This is a genomic window from Pseudomonas sp. NPDC088429 (assembly GCF_044753305.1).
Classification (GTDB): Bacteria; Pseudomonadota; Gammaproteobacteria; order Pseudomonadales; family Pseudomonadaceae; genus Aquipseudomonas; species Aquipseudomonas rustica.
The window spans coordinates 1-19,111 of the sequence record NZ_JBIVMX010000057.1; the positions used below are offsets into that span (position 1 = coordinate 1).

Below are 19,111 nucleotides of genomic sequence, written 5' to 3' on the forward strand. Positions count from 1 at the left end.
ACCTTGAAGAGCTGATCGATCGCAAGATCTATCGCTTCGTCGGCCACGCAGCGGCTTACGCCTACCTGGCCATGAAAGACGCCATTGCTGACTCCGGCCTGACCGAAGAGCAAGTGTCCAACCCGCGTACCGGCCTCGTTGCTGGCTCCGGTGGTGCTTCCACGCTGAACCAGATGGAAGCGCTGGACATCCTGCGCGAGAAAGGCGTGAAGCGCGTTGGCCCATACCGTGTCACGCGGACCATGAGCAGCACCGTTTCCGCTTGCCTGGCCACGCCATTCAAGATCAAGGGCCTGAACTACTCCATCGCTTCTGCCAGCGCCACCAGTGCTCACTGCATCGGTACCGCCATGGAACAGATTCAGATGGGCAAGCAGGACATCGTCTTCGCCGGTGGCGGTGAAGAAGAGCACTGGAGCCAGTCGTTCCTGTTCGACGCCATGGGCGCTCTGTCCAGCAAGCGTAACGACACCCCGGAACTGGCTTCCCGTGCCTACGACAAAGACCGTGACGGTTTCGTCATCGCTGGCGGTGGCGGCATGGTCGTGGTTGAAGAGCTGGAACACGCTCTGGCCCGTGGCGCGAAAATCTACGCCGAAATCGTTGGCTACGGCGCGACGTCCGACGGCTACGACATGGTTGCCCCGAGCGGCGAAGGCGCGATCCGCTGCATGCAGATGGCGATGTCCACCGTTGATACCCCGATCGACTACCTGAACACCCACGGCACTTCGACTCCGGTCGGCGACGTTGCGGAAATGAAAGGTGTGCGTGAAGTGTTCGGCGACAAGGCACCTGCGATCAGCTCGACCAAGAGCCTGTCCGGTCACTCCCTGGGCGCTGCCGGCGTTCACGAAGCGATCTATTGCATGCTGATGATGGAAGGCAACTTCATTGCCGGCTCCGCCAACATCGACGAGCTGGATCCTGAAGTGGCCGATCTGCCGGTGCTGACCAAGACCCGCGAGAACGCCACGATCAACACCGTGATGAGCAACAGCTTCGGCTTCGGCGGCACCAACGCCACGCTGGTACTGAAGCGCTGGGAAGGCAAGTAATTCCCCGAGCTTGAGCCACACATAAAAACGCCCCGACTGGTTCGGGGCGTTTTTTTTCGTCTGAAGAAAACTCCTGGCCCAACACAAATCCCCTATCTGATCGTTCCCACGCTCTGCGTGGGAATGCTGCCCGTCTGATCGTTCCCACGCTCTGCGTGGGAATGCTGCCCGTGACGCTCCGCGTCACTGGACGCAGAGCGTCCCAAGAGGCATTCCCACGCAGAGCGTGGGAACGATCAACGATGCGGAGCGTGGGAACGATCAAGATCGCAGCCTTCGGCAGCTCCTACACAGGGTTGCGTGCGTCTGGAAATGAAACTTCTGTCATGAAACTTTACCCCCTGCGACCGAATGTCGCGGTTTACGGGGGCTGCAGCACTGTTGCAAAAACCGCAACAACACATTGCACAAATCAGCCGTTTACTTAGCAAGCTAACAAAACATATAAAAGAGTCCTGCACACGCCTTGCTGCAGATAAACCAGAGATTGGAGCTAGCAGATGACTGTAAAAGTAACTGAACGCGACGATTCACACATGTCCCATGAAGGCGTAGCCGCGGGTATACGGATCTGGGATGTGCATCAACAAGACTTGCTGGTCGGCATGTTCCACAACGAGATCGATGCCCACAACTACAAGGCCGAACTGGAAGTGCAAGAACAGCAACGGGATTTACGATCCGCCTGACTCACCACTCTTCAGGGTTGCAGCCTGCCCCTTTCGGGGTGGCAGGCTGCAACAACATCAGAACCTTCACACCACGCGAATCACACTCAAATAAAGGTTGTCGTCGATCTCCTCCGAAGCTATTTCATCGACGATCAGCCCCTGCTCGAGTCTGACCACCTCACATGCACCACGGCCCATGCCGTCATTCCTGATCGAGTATTGCACGGCAGTCGGGTGCTGCTTGTCGTAGTCCAAAGACATGCCGCAGGCAATCAGAAAGTCGATTTTCACTTCAGGGATTTCAACTTCCTTATCCCGCTCACCTTCCCTCAGCACGGCATAGTCAAGGCACACGTTAATGCCGAACGGGCATCCCGGCACCAGGCTATTGATAAACAGCCCTTCGTATCCGTCAAAGTAACTGTGCTCCGCGCTGACGGAACTGTAATCCTTGACCTTGATGACAAACTCATCAAACAGCCTGAAGAACCAGAAACCATCTTCATTGCCAATATGCTGACCAAAATCGATGCCGGAAACATGACGCTTGGGCCACATCGACATCAACGGTATATCTGCCTCGTATTCTTTATTTGTGATGGTCAGCAAATAGTTGATGACCTCGTAATAACTTGCGTCACCCTCGCCTATCTTTACCAACGTCGCACAACTTCCCGCCAACAGTACAATCTTGCCATAGTGTTCCATGGGCAAATCTTTCATTAACGACGAAATGTACGCGGGGACTTTTTCCAGGTAAGCGGTCGTTAGTTCGTGAAGCTCTTCTTCGCTGTCGACTTCACGCCAAGGGATATTCCAGAAAAACTCTGGCAGGGTGAAGAACAGACAGTCCGCGCCATCGTGATCCGCGGCAGCGGCCTTGGCGGCGATCCTGATCTTGCGGCGTACGTAATCGGCCCGCACATCCAGTTCGCTGATCACGTAATCGGTAATTGACTGGCCAGGCGCCCGCAACTCAAAAAACTGCGGTTCAAAAGTGGGTTGGCGCAACGAAGCAATGCTTAATAACATTAGCAATATCCTTATTCATTCAAGTTAATTCCATTTATTCTCCCCTACAAAAAAACCCATATAAAAATGCAACGCGCTGTTTATAAGCAGCGCAAAATCCTCACACTTCAAACACGTTAATTTCTGCCAAAAGAAAACCCGCCGATCGTATCGATACGAATCGGCGGGTTCAATCTATAAACACTTTCAAAGTACTAGCAAAGATGTAAGCCGCTAGAACATTTAAACCATTACCACATCAGATCATCAGGGATCTGATACGCCGCGTACGGATCGTCCTCGGTGCTGACTTCTTCGGTCTGCACGTTGAGTTGGACGATGCGCTGCGGATCGCGCTCCTGAATCTTCAGGGCCGCTTCACGCGGAATCACTTCGTAGCCGCCGGCATGGTGGACGATCGCCAGCGAACCGCTGCTGAGCTTGTTGCGCATCAGCGTGTTGACCGAGATTCGCTTGACCTTCTTGTCGTCGACGAAGTTGTAGTAGTCCTCGGTGGTCAGCTTCGGCAGACGCGAGACTTCAATCAGTTGCTTGACCTGAGCAGCACGCGCCTTGGCTTCTACTTTCTCCTGCTGTTGGCGGTTCAGCTCCTGGTCGCGCTTGACCTTCTCGGCCTTGGCTTCCTGAGCGGCGCGCTGTTGCGAGTCATCCAGTTCGATCTGGCCTTTATGCGCCAGACGCTGCTGCTTCTGCTTGTCTTTGCCGACCTGCTTGGCCTGCTTTTGGTTGACCAGGCCTGCTTTGAGCAACTGGTCGCGAAGGGAAATACTCATTAATGCTTACTCACTTGGGCAGTTGCTCAGCCGCAGCTGGGCGCATTCTTTTCCTGACGTTTGGCTTCGCCCCACAGGGCGTCCAACTCTTCGAGGGTGCAATCTTCTATGGGACGGTGGGTGTCGCGCAATGCCTGTTCGATAAAACGGAAGCGTCTTTCGAATTTGCTGTTGGCGCCACGCAGCGAAGTTTCCGGGTCGACCTTCAGATGCCGGGCCAGATTGACCACCGAAAACAGCAAGTCACCGATCTCGTCCGCCATGGCGACAGGATCGTTTTGCGACATGGCTTCGAGGACTTCGTCTAGTTCTTCGCGCACCTTGTCGAACACCGGCAAGGCCTCCGGCCAGTCGAAACCGACCTGCCCGGCACGCTTTTGCAACTTGGCTGACCGTGACAAGGCTGGCAGCGTGGCCGGCACGTCGTCGAGCAGCGAGAGTTGCTCGGGCGCAGCGGATTGCTCGGCACGTTCTTCGGCCTTGATCTCTTCCCAGCGCTGCTTGACCTGTTCTTCGCTCAAGCGCGGAACGTCCAGCGGCGCGTACAGATCGCCCGTTGGGAACACATGCGGATGACGACGGATGAGTTTGCGAGTGATGCTGTCGATCACCCCGGTAAATTCGAAGCGCCCTTCTTCCTTGGCCAACTGGCTGTAATAGACGACCTGGAACAACAGATCGCCGAGCTCGCCCTGCAAATGATCGAAGTCGCCACGCTCAATTGCATCGGCCACTTCGTAGGCTTCTTCGAGGGTGTGCGCAACGATGGTCGCGTAGGTTTGCTTGATGTCCCACGGGCAACCGAACTGCGGATCGCGCAGGCGGCTCATCAGATGGAGCAGGTCTTCAAGGCTGTACATCATTTATCTCTCACCACAAAACCTTGTGGGAGCGAGCCTGCTCGCGAAAGCGGTGTGTCTGCAACAATGATGTCGACTGACACACCCTCTTCGCGAGCAGGCTCGCTCCCACAGTTGATCGGCGTCGATCTTCACGGGGTACGGTTACGCCGCGTTTCGATGATGTTCGGCAACTGCGATATACGTCCCAGCAACCGCCCCAGCGCATCCAGACCCGGGATCTCGATGGTCAGGGACATCAACGCGGTGTTGTCCTCTTTGTTCGAGCGGGTGTTGACCGCCAGCACGTTGATGCGCTCATTGAGCAGCACCTGGGAAACGTCACGCAGCAGACCGGAACGGTCGTAGGCACGGATGATAATGTCCACCGGATAGGTGAGCACCGGCACCGGGCCCCAGCTGACCTGAATGATCCGCTCTGGCTCGCGCCCCGACAGTTGCAGCACCGAGGCGCAGTCCTGACGGTGAATGCTCACGCCACGGCCCTGTGTGATGTAGCCGACGATCGCATCGCCCGGCAGCGGCTGGCAGCAGCCGGCCATCTGCGTCATCAAGTTACCGACGCCCTGAATCTGAATGTCGCCGCGCTTGCCCGGTTTGTAACCGGTGGCTTTGCGCGGTATCAGTTCCAGCTGTTCATTACCACGCTCCGGCTCGACCAGTTGTTGCGCGAGGTTGACCAGTTGCGCCAGACGCAAGTCGCCGGCACCAAGGGCGGCGAACATGTCTTCGGCGGTTTTCATGTTGGCCTTGTCGGCCAGCTTGTCGAAGTCCACCGCTGGCAGACCGAGGCGCGCCAGTTCGCGTTCGATCAGGGTTTTACCGGCGGCGACGTTCTGATCACGCGCCTGCAATTTAAACCAGTGAACAATCTTCGCCCGCGCCCGCGAGGTGGTGACGTAACCGAGGTTCGAGTTCAGCCAGTCGCGGCTCGGCGTGCCGTGCTTGCTGGTGATGATCTCGACCTGCTCACCGGTCTGCAGGCTGTAGTTGAGCGGGACGATGCGCCCGTTGATCTTCGCGCCACGGCAGTTGTGACCGATCTCGGTGTGCACGCGGTAAGCGAAGTCCAGCGGCGTCGCGCCTTTCGGCAAGTCGATGGCGTGACCGTCGGGGGTGAAGATGTAGACCCGATCCGGTTCGATATCGACGCGCAACTGTTCGGCCAGACCACCGATATCGCCCAGTTCTTCGTGCCACTCGAGCACCTGACGCAGCCAGGAGATTTTCTCTTCGTAGTGATTCGAACCGGATTTGACGTCGGTGCCTTTGTAGCGCCAGTGCGCGCAGACGCCGAGTTCGGCTTCTTCGTGCATCGAGTGCGTACGAATCTGCACCTCAAGCACTTTACCCTCAGGGCCGATCACCGCCGTGTGCAGTGAGCGGTAGCCGTTCTCTTTCGGGTTGGCGATGTAGTCGTCGAATTCTTTCGGGATGTGCCGCCACAAGGTGTGGACGATACCGAGCGCGGTGTAGCAGTCGCGCATTTCCGGCACCAGCACACGCACCGCACGCACGTCGTAGATCTGGCTGAATTCCAGACCCTTGCGCTGCATTTTGCGCCAGATCGAATAGATGTGTTTGGCCCGGCCGCTGATGTCGGCGTCAACGCCGGTGGCCTGCAATTCGTCCTTGAGCTGGGTCATCACGTCGGCGATGAAACGCTCGCGATCAAGCCGTCGCTCGTGGAGCAACTTGGCGATCTGCTTGTATTGATCCGGCTCGAGGTAACGGAAGGACAAGTCCTCCAGTTCCCATTTGATATGACCGATGCCGAGGCGATGCGCGAGCGGCGCATAGATGTCGAACACTTCGCGGGCGACGCGGTTACGCTTTTCATCGTCGGCGGTTTTCACCGCACGAATCGCGCAGGTACGTTCGGCCAGTTTGATCAGCGCGACGCGCACGTCGTCGACCATCGCCACGAGCATCTTGCGCAGGTTTTCCACCTGCCCTTGCGTGCCCATCACCATCGACTGACGCGGACTGAGGCTGGCGCTGATCGCAGCCATGCGCTGCACGCCGTCGATCAGCTTGGCCACCACCGGGCCGAAGCGCTGGCTGATGGCCGCGAGTTCGATCTGGCCTTCGCGCACGCCGCGATACAGCACCGCAGCGACCAGCGAATCCTGATCGAGTTTGAGGTCGGCGAGAATCTCGGCGATCTCAAGTCCCGTGCTGAAACTGCCGGAGCCTTCGGCCCACAGATTCTTCTTGGCATTGGACTGTTGTTCGGCCTCGCGAGCGAACTCGCAGGCTTCTTTCAAGGCTTCGCGATCCAGTGCCAGATCGACACTGACCGCGTGATCGAGCCAAGCCTCGAGATTGATACTGCCGTCAGTGTTGATCGGCTGGTGTGCTCTCACCTGTACCATCTTGCTTTACCTTCCCTACGACGCAGATTCAATGCGTCAAATCGCTGACCTCTACTGCCCGTTTGCGCTCGCGGGGCTGATGCGAGCGCTGCGCGGACAGGTCAGGCGGATTCAGACGAGCCGTCCTGGCTCGCTTCAAATAACGCCATGGCCTCGACATGTGCCGTCTGAGGAAACATATCGAGAATCCCGGCACGTTTTAACCGGTAGCCCTGCTTGATCAATTCGACCGTGTCGCGCGCCAGCGTTGCCGGGTTGCACGACACATACACCAACCGCTTCGCGCCCAGGGTCGCCAGCTTGCGTACCACCTCGAAAGCACCGTCACGCGGTGGATCCAAGAGTACCGCAGAAAAACCGTTTCCGATCCACTGAGCATGGCTCAAAGGCTGGGATAAATCGGCTTGAAAAAACTTTGTGTTATGCAAATTGTTACTAGCAGCGTTGGCTGCGGCGCGATCAACCATGGTCTGCACGCCTTCGACCGCCACCACTTCACGCACGGATTTGGCCAGCGGCAAGGCAAAGTTGCCGAGGCCGCAGAACAGATCCAGCACGCGCTCATCGCTGCCTGGCTTCAACCAGTCCAGCGCCTGCGCGACCATCGCTTCGTTGACGCCGGCGTTGACCTGAATAAAGTCGCCCGGCCGGTACGCCAGGTTCAAATCCCACTGCTCCAGGCGATAGCCCAGCGACTGCGTGGCATCGACCGGCTGTGGCTCGCCTTCGCCATGCAGCCACAGTTGCGCTTCATGGAATTGGCAGAAGTCCTTGAGGATGCTCAGATCCGCCTCGGACAACGGCGCCATGTGCCGCAGCAATACCGCCAGCGACGAACCGCTGAACAACTCGACGTGACCCAACGCTTGCGGCTTGCTCAAGCGACGGAGCATCTCCGGCAAACGGGTCATGATCGGTTGCAAGGGCTGTACCAGCACCGGGCATTCGCTGATCGCGACGATGTCCTGACTGCCAGCCGCGCGGAAACCGACTTCGAGTTTCTTCGCTTTCATGTCCCAGCGCACCGCGATCCGGGCACGACGGCGATAGCCGAATTCCGGGCCGGTCAGCGGCGCTGCCCACTCTTCAGGTTCGACACCGGCAACGCGCGACAATTGCTCGGCGAGCATGCGCTGTTTCAGGGCAAGTTGTTCGCTGTGGGGCAAATGCTGAACGCTGCAACCGCCACAACGACCGGCATGCTGACACGGCGCCGGGCGACGCAGTTCGCTGGCGGTGAACACGCGCTCGGTGCGCGCCTCGACCACTTTGCCGTGGGCGCCGAGCACCCGCGCTTCGACCTCTTCACCGGCAAGGGCGCCGAGGACGAACCAGGTTTTGCCTTCGAAAAACGCGATACCGCGACCGTCATTGGCCAGGCGCTCAATGCTCAAGCGCTGCTTCTTGCCGGTCGGAATTTGCGGGGCCTTGCTTCCGCCAGTGGGCTGAAAGCGCAGGCCTCTCTCGTGCTTGGCCATCAGTTGGGCGCGTCGAAAATGCCGGTCGACAGGTAACGGTCGCCACGGTCGCAGATGATCGCGACGATCACCGCGTTTTCAACTTCTTTGGACAGGCGCAACATCGCTGCCACCGCACCGCCCGAGGACACGCCGCAGAAGATGCCTTCTTCGCGGGCCAGACGACGGGTGACGTCCTCGGCCTCGCTTTGCGCCATGTCGACGATGCGATCAACGCGATCGGCCTGATAAATCTTCGGCAGGTATTCCTGCGGCCAGCGGCGAATGCCGGGAATGGCCGAGCCTTCCATCGGCTGCAAACCGACGATCTGCACGTTATCGCTCTGCTCTTTCAAGTAGCGCGACACGCCCATGATGGTGCCGGTGGTGCCCATCGAACTGACGAAATGGGTGATGGTGCCCTGGGTCTGACGCCAGATTTCCGGGCCGGTGGTGGTGTAGTGCGCTTCAGGATTGTCGCCATTGGCGAACTGATCGAGCACCTTGCCACGGCCTTCGGCTTCCATACGCTGCGCGAGGTCGCGCGCGCCTTCCATGCCTTCTTCCTGACTGACCAGAATCAGCTCGGCACCGTAAGCGGTCATCGCCGCTTTGCGCTCGGCGCTGGAATTGTCCGGCATGATCAGGATCATCTTGTAACCCTTGATCGCGGCGGCCATGGCCAGCGCAATGCCGGTATTACCCGAAGTCGCTTCAATCAGCGTATCGCCGGCGTGGATCTGCCCACGCAACTCGGCGCGAGTGATCATCGACAACGCCGGACGATCCTTGACCGAACCCGCCGGGTTATTCCCTTCGAGCTTGAGCAATAGGGTGTTGCTGGTGGCACCGGGCAGGCGCTGCAAACGCACCAGCGGAGTGTTGCCGACGCAATCGGCGATGGTTGGGTACTGCAAGGTCATGGCGTATTCGCAATCCAGACGTGCGGGGGCGCCTATCATACCGGCAAACCCGCGCAGGCCATATCACGCAAAGTGCGGTGCTTATGGTTTATGGGAATAAGCAGCATTTGTCTCACCACTGGTGAGACTTTTAAGGTGAATACTGAATCGAAGGGCCTCATCGCGAGCAGGCTCACTCCTACAGGGGATCGATGCTGTTCAGACGATTTGCGGTGAACGCAAATCCAATGTAGGAGTGAGCCTGCTCGCGATGGCGTCAGTCGGCGCAACACAATCATCCGCCATCAAGCGCAAATTCAGCCGCAACCCCGCCCCGCTATTCTCCGCCCAAATAAACCCGCCCTGACGCTGCACCGCATTGCGCGCAATGCTCAGCCCCAAACCAAACCCACCGTCGCCAGGCCGCGAGCCGTCGAGTCGGGTGAATGGCAAAAAGATTCGCTGCAGATCCGCGTCAGCGACGCCACCGCCCTGATCCTCCAGCCACAAATGCCAGTAATCGCCATCACGCCGCCCATCGAGCCGGACGATCCCGCCTTCCGGCGAATGACGAATGGCGTTGCGCAGAATGTTTTCCAGCGCTTGCGCCAAGGTATTCAGATTGCCGCGCACCCAGCAGGATGCCTCGACCGAACACTGCAATTGCAGGCTCGGCCAGCCGCTTTCGTAACAGGCGTTGTCGGTCAGCATTTCCCACAGCGCCTGAATCTGGATCGCCTCGTCCGGCAGTGGCGTGCGGTCGGTGTCGAGCCAAGCCAGTTGCAAGGTGTCTTCGACCAGCCGTTGCATGCCGTCGACTTCACGCCCGATGCGATCGCGCAATTGCGGCAGACCTTGCTCACTTTCGCTGGCCACGCGCAGGCGGCTCAGCGGCGTGCGCAATTCGTGGGACAGGTCGCGGAGCAATTGCTGTTGCAGGGCGACGGTGGATTGCAGGCGTTCGGACATCGAGTCAAACGCCCTTGCCAGTTCGCCGAGCTCATCCGGGCGCTGGGTAATCCCGCTCGACAACCGCACATTCAATTGATCAGCACGCCAGGCGTTGGCCTGTTCGCGCAAATTATTCAGCGGCACCACCAGCAAGCGATACAACCCGACACACAACAGCAAAGTGAACAGTCCCGGAATCACGCCGTTGGTGATCACCCGCCAGAACACCCGATATTTGCCCGGCAGAAAACGCTCGGGCAATTCGATCACCAGACTGCCGGCAGCCGGGTCTTTGGGAAATGGAATGCGCAGCCACGGCCGCCCCTGTTTGTGAATCGGCCAGTCGAGGCCGCGCAAAAAGGTCAGGTGCTGGGTTTCCTGATCGTTCAGCGGATCGTTGCTCAGCGACTGCAAATTGCCGCCGATCACGCCGACCCAACTGGCCTCGCGCAATTCCATGCTCTGTAACCAGTCATCAATACCGCTGCGACCGCCGCTTTGAAACGCACGTTCGGCCTCACCGGCATACCGCGCCAGCGTGCCGCGCGCCTCGTCGGAGAGGAACTGGTTGCGCTCCTCCATATAGCGGCCCCACGACCAACTGAGCCAGATCATCAGCAGGCAGAACGCGACCAGCAGACAGGCGAGTTTCCAGAACAGCGAATGGCGGCCCGGCAGTTCAGACAGTTTCATCGGCACCGCTCAGTACATAACCCTTGCCCCACACCGTGCGCACTTCCCGCTCGGTGTAACCGATGGCTTTGAGTTTGCGGCGGATCTGGCTGATGTGCATGTCGAGGCTGCGATCGTGGGCCGCGTAGCCGCGTTGCAAAACGTGCTGATAAAGGAAGGCCTTGCTCAGCACTTCTTCATCATTGCGGTTGAGGGTTTCCAGCAGACGGAATTCGCTGCGGGTCAGCCCGGCAGGCTGCTCACGGAAGAATACGTCGCACTGTTCATCGTCAAAGCGCAGCCCGCTGGTAGTCGCGGCAGGCGCACTCGCCGCCGGACGCCGATCCAGCGCGACCCGGCGCAGGATCGCTTCGATGCGCACATGCAGCTCGGCCATGCTGAACGGCTTGGGCAGATAATCATCGGCACCGAGGCGGAAACCGCTGATGCGATCGGCCTCGGCACCCAGGGCCGACATCAGCAGCACCGGCGTCGAATGGCTTTGGCGCAATTGCGTCAGCACGTTCAAACCGTCCATGCCCGGCAGCAGAATATCCATCAGCACCACGTCGAACGGCTGGCGCTTGGCAATGTTCAAGCCCTCCTGACCGTTCTGGCACCAGGTCACCTGAAAGCCGCTGCGGCCCAGATGTTCGTGAACATAGGCGCCGAGTACCGGATCGTCCTCGATGGAAAGTATGCGTGGCTGGCCAACGGAAACAGGAGTCATGAGTATCTGCAAGTCATTCTCAGTTGAGGGCGATTATTCAAGATTGCCGGGCATCGGGCAACTGATGGTTAGCCCTTCGGACAAACGAGCACCCACACGCTGACCGATGGCGACACCATTTTTCCGGAGATTGCCCGCGAGCAAATCGCTACACTGCGCCAATGTCGCGTGCCGGATGCACGCATGAGTCAACAGATCAGCGGGATGCAGGAGATAGGCGTGCTCAAGAAACTGGGAATCAAAGGTCGCGTGTTGTTGCTGACCTTGTTGCCGACCAGCCTGATGGCGCTGGTGCTGGGTGGCTATTTCACCTGGATGCAGCAGTCCGACTTGCAGAGCCAATTGATGCAGCGCGGCGAAATGATCGCCGAACAACTGGCCCCGCTGGTCGCGCCCGCCATGGGCCACGGCAACAATGAGTTGCTCGAGCGCATCGCCACGCAATCCCTTGAACAACCCGATGTGCGCGCGGTGACGTTCCTAGCGCCGGATCGCTCACCGCTGGCCCACGCCGGCCCGACCATGCTCAATCAAGCGCCGAGCGGTGACAGCGCGCAACTGCAACGACGCAGCGGCAATGATGCGACGCGTTACCTGATGCCGGTGTTCGGCAAGCATCGCAACCTCGCCGGCGAACTGATCCCGGCAGAGTCCGATCGCCTGCTCGGCTGGGTCGAACTGGAGCTGTCGCACAACGGCATGCTGCTGCGCGGATATCGCAGCCTGTTCGCCAGCCTTCTATTAATTGTCGCCGGTCTGGCCGGTGCCGCGCTGCTGGCGCTGCGCATGGGCCGCACCATCAACCGTCCGCTGGGCCAGATCAAACAGGCCGTCGCGCAACTCAAGGACGGTCATCTGGAAACCCGCCTGCCGCCGCTCGGCAGTCAGGAACTGGATGAACTCGCTTCCGGCATCAATCGCATGGCCGGCACCCTGCAGAATGCCCGCGAAGAGTTGCAGCACAGCGTCGATCAGGCCACCGAAGACGTGCGCCAGAATCTGGAAACCATCGAGATCCAGAACATCGAACTGGATCTGGCGCGCAAAGAAGCGCTGGAGGCGAGCCGGATCAAATCCGAATTCCTCGCCAACATGAGCCACGAGATCCGCACGCCACTCAACGGCATTCTCGGCTTCACGCATCTGTTGCAGAAAAGCGAACTGACCCCGCGTCAGCTCGATTATCTGGGCACCATCGAAAAATCCGCCGACAGCCTGCTGGGGATCATCAACGAGATCCTCGACTTCTCGAAAATCGAGGCCGGCAAACTGGTGCTCGACCATATTCCATTCAACCTGCGCGACCTGTTGCAGGACACCCTGACCATCCTCGCCCCAGCCGCGCACGCCAAGCAATTGGAGCTGGTCAGTCTGGTGTATCGCGACACGCCGCTGTCGCTGGTCGGCGATCCGCTGCGCCTCAAGCAGATCCTCACCAATCTGGTCAGCAACGCGATCAAGTTCACCCGCGAAGGCACCATCGTCGCCCGCGCCATGCTCGAAGAAGAGCACGAAGATAGCGTGCAACTGCGCATCAGCATTCAGGACACCGGCATCGGCCTGTCGAATCAGGACGTGCGCGCACTGTTTCAGGCGTTCAGCCAGGCCGACAATTCGTTGTCGCGCCAGCCCGGCGGCACCGGGTTGGGGCTGGTGATTTCCAAACGCTTGATCGAGCAGATGGGCGGCGAAATCGGCGTCGACAGCACGCCGGGCGAGGGTTCGGAATTCTGGATCAGCCTGAGCCTGCCAAAAACCCGCGACGACGCCGAAGACCTGCCCGCCGCGCCGCTGCTCGGGCGCCGCGTGGCGGTGCTGGAAAATCACGAACTGGCGCGTCAGGCCTTGCAGCATCAACTGGAAGATTGCGGCCTCGACGTCACACCGTTCAATACCCTCGAAACCTTGACCAATGGCGTCACCGGCGCGCATCAGACCGATCAGGCGATTGATCTGGCGGTCATCGGCATCACCAGCAACGACATGCTGCCGGAGCGTTTGAACCAGCACATCTGGGATCTCGAACACCTCGGCTGCAAAGTACTGGTGCTGTGCCCGACCACCGAGCAGACGCTGTTCCATCTGTCGGTGCCCAACCCGCACAGCCAGTTGCAGGCGAAACCGGCCTGCACGCGCAAGTTGCGCCGGGCCTTGTCCGATCTGGTCAATCCGCGCCAAATGCGCAGCGAGCCCGGCGAGCCGTTGTCGAGTCGCGCACCGCGTGTGCTGTGCGTCGACGACAACCCGGCAAACCTGTTGCTGGTGCAGACCTTGCTCGAAGACATGGGCGCCAAAGTCCTCGCGGTCGAGAGCGGTTACGCCGCTGTCAAAGCCGTGCAAACGGAATCCTTCGATCTGGTGCTGATGGACGTGCAGATGCCCGGCATGGACGGGCGCCAGAGCACCGAAACCATTCGCCAGTGGGAAAGCGAGCGGCATTGCACGCCGCTGCCAATCGTCGCCCTCACCGCCCACGCGATGGCCAACGAAAAACGCGCGCTGCTGCAAAGCGGCATGGACGATTACCTGACCAAACCGATCAGCGAGCGGCAACTGGCGCAGGTGGTGTTGAAGTGGACCGGTCTGGCGTTGCGCAATCAGGCGCCGGATCGACTCAGCGACAGCGCTGCACTCAACCATGAATTGCCGGTGCTCGATCACGACGAAGGTTTGCGCCTGGCCGCCGGCAAAGCCGATCTGGCGGCGGACATGCTGGCGATGCTGCTGGCCTCGCTTGAAGCCGACCGCGAAGCGATTCGCACGGCCCGCGACAGCCACGATCAAAACGCTTTGCTCGAGCGCGTGCATCGCCTGCATGGCGCCACCCGTTACTGCGGCGTGCCGCAATTGCGCGCGGCCTGCCAGCGCAGCGAAACCCTGCTCAAGCAAGACGACCCCAAGGCCTCGGCAGCGCTGGATGAACTGGAACGCTCGATCAATCGCCTGGCCACCCAAGCGAAGATCAGCGCCTGACCCAGCGCAACACCGCTTACCGCTGTTGCCGCTAAAGTGCTCGCGGGTGTTTCAACCCGCGTCGATGCTCCAGGAGGATTTCATGCGCACGATCGTTTTCAGCAGTCAGACCTACGACCGCGACAGCTTCCTCGCCGCCGACTGCCCGGCGGATCTCGAACTTCATTTTCAACCGGCCCGGCTCAGCCTCGACACAGCGGCCCTCGCCGACCAACACGAAGTGGTTTGCGCGTTTATCAATGACGATCTCAGTGCTCCGGTGCTGGAACGCCTCGCCGCTGGCGGCACGCGGCTGATTGCCTTGCGTTCGGCGGGTTACAACCATGTCGATCTGCCTGCCGCCAAGCGTTTAGGACTGGCGGTCGTGCGTGTTCCCGCGTATTCGCCGCATGCTGTCGCTGAACATGCGGTGGCACTGATTCTCGCCCTCAACCGTCGTCTGCACCGCGCCTACAACCGCACCCGCGAAGGCGATTTCACCCTGCACGGTCTGACCGGGTTTGATCTGGTCGGCAAAACGGTGGGCATCGTCGGCACCGGGCAGATCGGTGCGACCTTCGCGAAAATCATGCATGGTTTCGGCTGCAAGTTGCTCGCTTACGACCCGTATCCAAACCCGGACGTTGTCGCTTTGGGCGCGCGTTATCTGAGCTTGCCGGAGCTGCTCGCGCAGTCGCGAATCATCAGCCTGCACTGCCCCCTCAATGAGCAGAGCAAACACCTGATCAACCGCGAGTCACTGGCGCACATGCAGGCCGGCGCGATGCTGATCAACACCGGGCGCGGCGGATTGGTCGACACGCCAGCGCTGATCGACGCACTGAAGGACGGGCAACTCGGTTATCTGGGGCTGGATGTCTACGAAGAAGAGGCGCAGCTGTTTTTCGAGGATCGCTCGGACTTGCCGTTGCAGGACGATGTGCTGGCGCGGTTGCTGACCTTTCCTAACGTGATCATCACCGCGCATCAGGCGTTTCTCACGCGCGAGGCACTGGGCGCGATCGCGGCAACCACGCTGCACAACATCGCGACCTGGGCGGCGGGTGCGCCGCAGAACCAGGTCGAGGGCTGACCGTTATTTCGGCGACAGCGACGACGCCAGAATCAGCAGGGCCAGCCAGCCGAAGCCGAACAGCCGTTGTTTCGCCGAGTGCCCGTTGCGCAGCAGGAACCAGACAAACACCATCGGCAGCAGGAAGATCATGATCTTCAGCCAGCCTTCGACCGGGCGGCTGCCATCGGAATTGATCTGCGGTTGAACCGGTTGCGCCGCTTGCTGACGACGACGGCGCCCTGCTGCGGCGGGCATCACTTTGGGTAGCGGCTCAGCGGCGGGCGGGACAACGGCCTCCGGCACAGCCTTGTTGCGCGGCAGGCTGCCGAAAGAAATCGTCGAGGCCTTCGTGGGGGCAGCGGCGGCCTGCGCTTGCACATGCGCCGCTTGCTCGGCCATCGGAGCCCCGCAATGAATGCACACCAAGGCTTCGGAACTGATGTTCCGCTTGCATTCATAACATTCGATCAGCGCCATGTTCCGTTCCTTCAGAGTCGAGGGCGGCAGTTTGCCATGGGTGCGGGTCGATTTGAACCGGATCGAAGGTCGCACGCGCGCATCATCCTGCAATCGAGCCCGTGCTAGCATGTCGCGCATATTTGGAGGACCCATGGTCGAACACGATTTCCGCTACACGCTGATGAACCCGCAACACACCCTCACCGAATGCCGCGCCCTCGTTCCGGGCCGCTATCAGGTCACCGGCAACGGTGGTTCGATTCGCATCGGTGACGCGCTGTTGGTCACCCTCAAAGGCAGCAAGGATTTGTCCATGCGCCTGACCGTCGAAACCGTCCGCCACCTGATCAATCCGCCGGGCCAATGGACTGCGATGACCACCGGCCCGGTGTTCGGCGAACTGGCGATCCACACTTGGCAAGTCAACTGCGACAGCTGCGCCAAAGAGCTGAGCTTTGAATTCGCCGTGGACGCCAAGCTTGGCAAAACCGCAGAGAAACCGGCCGCCACCGCGCGGATTGCCGAGCTGGGCTGGAAAGCCGTTGGCGACAAGCACCTGTGCCCGAAATGCCAGGAGCCTGCGTGATGAAACGCTTTGCCCTGACCGCGTTGGTCGGTGTTGGTCTGGTGGGTTGCGCGGCTGAGCCTGTGCAACTGCAACAAAACCGCAGCTACATTCTGGAATGGATCGGTGAACGGCCATTGATGGATTACAGCCATCTGACCGTGACCCTCGGCGAGGATGGTCGCGCTTACGGCAACGGCGGCTGCAACCATTGGTTCGCGCCGTACACGCTGGAAGGCGACAAGCTGAGCTTCGGCAAAATCGGCAAGACCCGCAAACTGTGCGCGCCGGCGTTGATGGAGCAGGAGCAACGTTTCCTCGAGGCGCTGGAACATGTCGAGCGCTGGGACATCTCGCCGATCGAGCAGATGCGCTTCTGGCCGGCTGAAGGCAAGCCTTTGCGTTGGTGGCTGGAAGAGGGCTGATTGTTCAGCCGCAAAAAAGATCGCAGCCTTCGGCAGCTCCTACATGAGTCCGCGTACCCCCTGTAGGAGCTGCCGAAGGCTGCGATCTTTTGATCGTTCCCACACTCCGGCGTGGGAACGAGCCTGACCGGCAACAACCTATTTAGTAGCCTGCAACGCCTCCAGCTTCGCCATCACCCCCGCCGCCGTCTGCTCGCCCATCAGCTGTTCACGCACCTTGCCTTTGTTGTCGATGATGTACGTCACCGGCAGCGCTTCACTGCGCGGCACGTCGAACAACTCCGCCGGATCCTGCGCCAGCACGGTGAACTTGATACCGAGTTTTTCACTGGCCTCTTTCAGCTCCGCGCCCTGCACGTTGTCGAAGTTAACCCCGAACACGCCGACGTTCTTGCCCTTGAGCTCGTCAGCCAGATGATTGAGTTCCGGAATCTCCGTTCGGCACGGCCCGCACCATTCGGCCCAGTAGTTGAGCACAACCCATTGTTTGTCCAGACGCTCGGACGCGACTTTCTGCCCGTTCTGGTCGATGCCGTAGTCGTTGCCGCAGCCCCCCAGCATCAACGCCCCGATAATCGTCAATGCCGCTGCCAATCGCCGTGTCATGTCATGTTCCTTGTGAAAATTTAAACGCGCCTGCGACCCATCGCCTCTGACGGTTCTGGATTGCGCGCTGCACAGTTAGAATAGCCGCCACTTTACGCCAGAAGCGACCCGCCATGACCGATCTGACGCTTTATCACAATCCGCGCTGCTCGAAATCCCGCGGCGCGCTGGAACTTATCGAAGCCCGCGGCCTGAGCCCAAACGTCGTGCGTTACCTCGAAACCCCGCTGAATGCGGCGCAAATCAAGGCCCTGCTCGGCAAGCTCGGGATCAGCGCACGCCAGTTGCTGCGTACCGGGGAAGATGAATACAAAATGCTTCAACTGGCGGATGAAAGCCTCAGCGAAGCGCAATTGATTGACGCCATCGCCCAGCATCCGAAACTGATGGAGCGACCGATTCTTGAAGTCGGCGACAAAGCCGTGATCGGTCGTCCGCCGGAAAATGTGCTGGAGTTGCTGCCGTGAGCGCGCCGTACATTCTGGTGTTGTATTACAGCCGCAATGGCTCGACCAACGAGATGGCGCGGCAGATTGCTCGCGGTGTCGAGCAGGCTGGCCTCGAAGCGCGTTTGCGTACCGTGCCGGCGATCTCCACCGAGTGCGAAGCCGTTGCACCGAGCATTCCGGACGAAGGCGCGCTCTACGCCACGCTGGATGATCTGAAAAACTGCGCCGGCCTGGCCCTCGGTAGCCCGACGCGTTTCGGCAACATGGCCGCGCCGCTGAAATACTTCCTCGACGGCACCAGCAACCTGTGGCTGACCGGTGCTCTGGTTGGCAAACCGGCCGGCGTGTTCACCTCCACCGCCAGTTTGCACGGCGGTCAGGAAACCACGCTGCTGTCGATGATGCTGCCACTGCTGCACCACGGCATGCTCATCACCGGTCTGCCGTACAGCGAATCGGCGCTGCTGGAAACTCAGGGCGGCGGCACGCCTTACGGCGCCAGCCATCATGCTGGGGCGGACGGCAAAAAGGGTCTGGATCAGCACGAAGTCGCGCTATGCCGTGCGCTCGGCCATCGTCTGGCCAGGACTGCGCAGAAACTGGAGGGCTGACGATGGCGAAGAAGCCGAAAATCCTGCCCTCGGTCGAGTGGCTTGAGCCGCGCGTGAAAGCGATGCGGTTGGTCAGTCTGCTGAGCTTTTTTGCCTTGGCCGGGTTGCTCGCTGCGTACTATCTGATTTTCGCCGATCTGCACGGCGCGCGGCCGTGGGTGATTCTGCTGGTCGAACTGATCCCGTGGCTGGTTCTCGCCCCGGCGATGATCATGGGCAGCGCCCGTGGCCATTCGTGGATGTGTTTTGTGGTGAATCTGTATTTCATCAAAGGCGCACTGGCGGCGTATGACCCGAACCGGCAGTTGTTTGGTGTGCTGGAGATGCTCGCGAGTCTGGCGGTGTTCTGCTCGGCGCTGTTGTATGTGCGGTGGCGGTATCAGTTGAATCGCAAGTTGGCTGGCGAGGGAGAAATCTCCGTCGCCTGATGGAAAAAGATCGCAGCCTTCGGCAGCTCCTACATTTGGAATGCATTTCCCTGTAGGAGC

19 protein-coding genes are annotated in these 19,111 nt (G+C 59.9%); 9 read left to right on the plus strand and 10 right to left on the minus strand.

What is annotated here, in order from left to right; translation table 11 throughout:
• On the plus strand, positions 1 to 1,058 hold a 1,058-nt coding region (gene fabB / locus ACIP66_RS22385), incomplete at its 5' end, for a beta-ketoacyl-ACP synthase I (RefSeq protein ID WP_400650941.1).
• A gap of 500 nt (positions 1,059 to 1,558) precedes the next feature.
• Positions 1,559 to 1,747 carry a hypothetical protein gene (locus ACIP66_RS22390; RefSeq protein ID WP_008079144.1) on the plus strand — a complete coding sequence of 63 codons (189 nt, stop codon included), beginning with the start codon at positions 1,559 to 1,561 and terminating at the stop codon, positions 1,745 to 1,747.
• A gap of 66 nt (positions 1,748 to 1,813) precedes the next feature.
• Here the strand turns inward: ACIP66_RS22390 and ACIP66_RS22395 are convergent, their stop codons facing one another.
• The 8 genes from ACIP66_RS22395 to ACIP66_RS22430 form a co-directional block, all read right to left on the minus strand.
• Positions 1,814 to 2,761 carry a hypothetical protein gene (locus tag ACIP66_RS22395; RefSeq protein ID WP_400650943.1) on the minus strand — a complete coding sequence of 316 codons (948 nt, stop codon included), beginning with the start codon at positions 2,759 to 2,761 and terminating at the stop codon, positions 1,814 to 1,816.
• A gap of 230 nt (positions 2,762 to 2,991) precedes the next feature.
• Positions 2,992 to 3,534, minus strand: a complete 543-nt coding sequence (locus ACIP66_RS22400; protein ID WP_053122756.1) for a DUF2058 domain-containing protein — start codon at positions 3,532 to 3,534, stop codon at positions 2,992 to 2,994.
• 26 nt (positions 3,535 to 3,560) lie between these two features.
• A complete protein-coding gene (mazG, locus tag ACIP66_RS22405) occupies positions 3,561 to 4,394 on the minus strand; it encodes a nucleoside triphosphate pyrophosphohydrolase (RefSeq protein WP_400650982.1) in 834 nt (277 codons plus the stop codon).
• A gap of 131 nt (positions 4,395 to 4,525) precedes the next feature.
• Complete coding sequence (gene relA, locus ACIP66_RS22410) at positions 4,526 to 6,769, minus strand: GTP diphosphokinase (protein ID WP_053122760.1); 2,244 nt, start codon at positions 6,767 to 6,769, stop codon at positions 4,526 to 4,528.
• 101 nt (positions 6,770 to 6,870) lie between these two features.
• The gene (rlmD, locus tag ACIP66_RS22415) at positions 6,871 to 8,247 is read right to left on the minus strand and encodes a 23S rRNA (uracil(1939)-C(5))-methyltransferase RlmD (RefSeq protein WP_212543816.1); all 1,377 of its coding nucleotides are present in this window, start codon (positions 8,245 to 8,247) and stop codon (positions 6,871 to 6,873) included.
• A complete protein-coding gene (gene cysM / locus ACIP66_RS22420) occupies positions 8,247 to 9,149 on the minus strand; it encodes a cysteine synthase CysM (protein WP_053122764.1) in 903 nt (300 codons plus the stop codon). The genes rlmD and cysM overlap by 1 nt, the downstream gene beginning before the upstream one ends.
• A gap of 198 nt (positions 9,150 to 9,347) precedes the next feature.
• On the minus strand, positions 9,348 to 10,772 hold the full coding sequence (locus ACIP66_RS22425; protein WP_400650947.1) for a histidine kinase sensor domain-containing protein: 1,425 nt from the start codon (positions 10,770 to 10,772) through the stop codon (positions 9,348 to 9,350).
• Positions 10,759 to 11,481, minus strand: coding sequence for a response regulator transcription factor (locus tag ACIP66_RS22430; RefSeq protein ID WP_400650950.1), 723 nt, complete (start codon positions 11,479 to 11,481; stop codon positions 10,759 to 10,761). The genes ACIP66_RS22425 and ACIP66_RS22430 overlap by 14 nt, the downstream gene beginning before the upstream one ends.
• Positions 11,482 to 11,700: 219 nt before the next feature.
• Between ACIP66_RS22430 and ACIP66_RS22435 the strand changes: the two genes are divergently transcribed.
• Together ACIP66_RS22435 and ACIP66_RS22440 are read left to right on the plus strand one after the other, a co-directional pair.
• Positions 11,701 to 14,454 (plus strand): response regulator, encoded by a 2,754-nt coding sequence (locus ACIP66_RS22435; protein ID WP_053123306.1) that lies wholly within the window; start codon positions 11,701 to 11,703, stop codon positions 14,452 to 14,454.
• Positions 14,455 to 14,536: 82 nt separating this feature from the next.
• Positions 14,537 to 15,526, plus strand: a complete 990-nt coding sequence (locus tag ACIP66_RS22440; RefSeq protein WP_400650953.1) for a 2-hydroxyacid dehydrogenase — start codon at positions 14,537 to 14,539, stop codon at positions 15,524 to 15,526.
• A gap of 3 nt (positions 15,527 to 15,529) precedes the next feature.
• Here the strand turns inward: ACIP66_RS22440 and ACIP66_RS22445 are convergent, their stop codons facing one another.
• Complete coding sequence (locus tag ACIP66_RS22445; RefSeq protein WP_400650956.1) at positions 15,530 to 15,985, minus strand: hypothetical protein; 456 nt, start codon at positions 15,983 to 15,985, stop codon at positions 15,530 to 15,532.
• A gap of 133 nt (positions 15,986 to 16,118) precedes the next feature.
• Here ACIP66_RS22445 and ACIP66_RS22450 point away from each other — a divergent pair, with 133 nt between their 5' ends.
• Both ACIP66_RS22450 and ACIP66_RS22455 read left to right on the plus strand, forming a co-directional pair.
• Positions 16,119 to 16,553 (plus strand): hypothetical protein, encoded by a 435-nt coding sequence (locus ACIP66_RS22450; RefSeq protein ID WP_038367468.1) that lies wholly within the window; start codon positions 16,119 to 16,121, stop codon positions 16,551 to 16,553.
• Complete coding sequence (locus tag ACIP66_RS22455; RefSeq protein WP_053122774.1) at positions 16,553 to 16,957, plus strand: META domain-containing protein; 405 nt, start codon at positions 16,553 to 16,555, stop codon at positions 16,955 to 16,957. The genes ACIP66_RS22450 and ACIP66_RS22455 overlap by 1 nt, the downstream gene beginning before the upstream one ends.
• 138 nt (positions 16,958 to 17,095) lie before the next feature.
• Here the strand turns inward: ACIP66_RS22455 and ACIP66_RS22460 are convergent, their stop codons facing one another.
• Positions 17,096 to 17,563: a TlpA disulfide reductase family protein gene (locus tag ACIP66_RS22460; RefSeq protein ID WP_159814989.1), complete on the minus strand. Its 468-nt coding sequence runs from the start codon at positions 17,561 to 17,563 to the stop codon at positions 17,096 to 17,098.
• A 113-nt stretch (positions 17,564 to 17,676) separates the two neighbouring features.
• On the opposite strand from ACIP66_RS22460, the gene arsC reads away from it, so the two are divergent.
• From arsC to ACIP66_RS22475, 3 genes are read left to right on the plus strand one after another with little or no spacing between them, the layout of a single operon-like run.
• Complete coding sequence (gene arsC / locus ACIP66_RS22465) at positions 17,677 to 18,030, plus strand: arsenate reductase (glutaredoxin) (protein WP_053122778.1); 354 nt, start codon at positions 17,677 to 17,679, stop codon at positions 18,028 to 18,030.
• Positions 18,027 to 18,623, plus strand: a complete 597-nt coding sequence (wrbA, locus tag ACIP66_RS22470) for an NAD(P)H:quinone oxidoreductase (protein ID WP_400650962.1) — start codon at positions 18,027 to 18,029, stop codon at positions 18,621 to 18,623. The genes arsC and wrbA overlap by 4 nt, the downstream gene beginning before the upstream one ends.
• A gap of 2 nt (positions 18,624 to 18,625) precedes the next feature.
• On the plus strand, positions 18,626 to 19,051 hold the full coding sequence (locus ACIP66_RS22475) for a DUF2069 domain-containing protein (RefSeq protein ID WP_400650965.1): 426 nt from the start codon (positions 18,626 to 18,628) through the stop codon (positions 19,049 to 19,051).
• Positions 19,052 to 19,111 lie beyond the last annotated feature (60 nt).

Coding starts and splice junctions, on each gene's coding strand:
- ACIP66_RS22455 (WP_053122774.1), top strand. CDS start 16,553: ATGAAACGCTTTGCCCTGACCGCGTTGGTCGGTGTTGGTCTGGTGGGT.
- ACIP66_RS22440 (WP_400650953.1), top strand. CDS start 14,537: ATGCGCACGATCGTTTTCAGCAGTCAGACCTACGACCGCGACAGCTTC.
- ACIP66_RS22425 (WP_400650947.1), bottom strand. CDS start 10,772: ATGAAACTGTCTGAACTGCCGGGCCGCCATTCGCTGTTCTGGAAACTC.
- relA (WP_053122760.1), bottom strand. CDS start 6,769: ATGGTACAGGTGAGAGCACACCAGCCGATCAACACTGACGGCAGTATC.
- ACIP66_RS22450 (WP_038367468.1), top strand. CDS start 16,119: ATGGTCGAACACGATTTCCGCTACACGCTGATGAACCCGCAACACACC.
- ACIP66_RS22430 (WP_400650950.1), bottom strand. CDS start 11,481: ATGACTCCTGTTTCCGTTGGCCAGCCACGCATACTTTCCATCGAGGAC.
- ACIP66_RS22475 (WP_400650965.1), top strand. CDS start 18,626: ATGGCGAAGAAGCCGAAAATCCTGCCCTCGGTCGAGTGGCTTGAGCCG.
- ACIP66_RS22400 (WP_053122756.1), bottom strand. CDS start 3,534: ATGAGTATTTCCCTTCGCGACCAGTTGCTCAAAGCAGGCCTGGTCAAC.
- ACIP66_RS22445 (WP_400650956.1), bottom strand. CDS start 15,985: ATGGCGCTGATCGAATGTTATGAATGCAAGCGGAACATCAGTTCCGAA.
- ACIP66_RS22395 (WP_400650943.1), bottom strand. CDS start 2,761: ATGTTATTAAGCATTGCTTCGTTGCGCCAACCCACTTTTGAACCGCAG.
- ACIP66_RS22390 (WP_008079144.1), top strand. CDS start 1,559: ATGACTGTAAAAGTAACTGAACGCGACGATTCACACATGTCCCATGAA.
- mazG (WP_400650982.1), bottom strand. CDS start 4,394: ATGTACAGCCTTGAAGACCTGCTCCATCTGATGAGCCGCCTGCGCGAT.
- arsC (WP_053122778.1), top strand. CDS start 17,677: ATGACCGATCTGACGCTTTATCACAATCCGCGCTGCTCGAAATCCCGC.
- cysM (WP_053122764.1), bottom strand. CDS start 9,149: ATGACCTTGCAGTACCCAACCATCGCCGATTGCGTCGGCAACACTCCG.
- rlmD (WP_212543816.1), bottom strand. CDS start 8,247: ATGGCCAAGCACGAGAGAGGCCTGCGCTTTCAGCCCACTGGCGGAAGC.
- ACIP66_RS22460 (WP_159814989.1), bottom strand. CDS start 17,563: ATGACACGGCGATTGGCAGCGGCATTGACGATTATCGGGGCGTTGATG.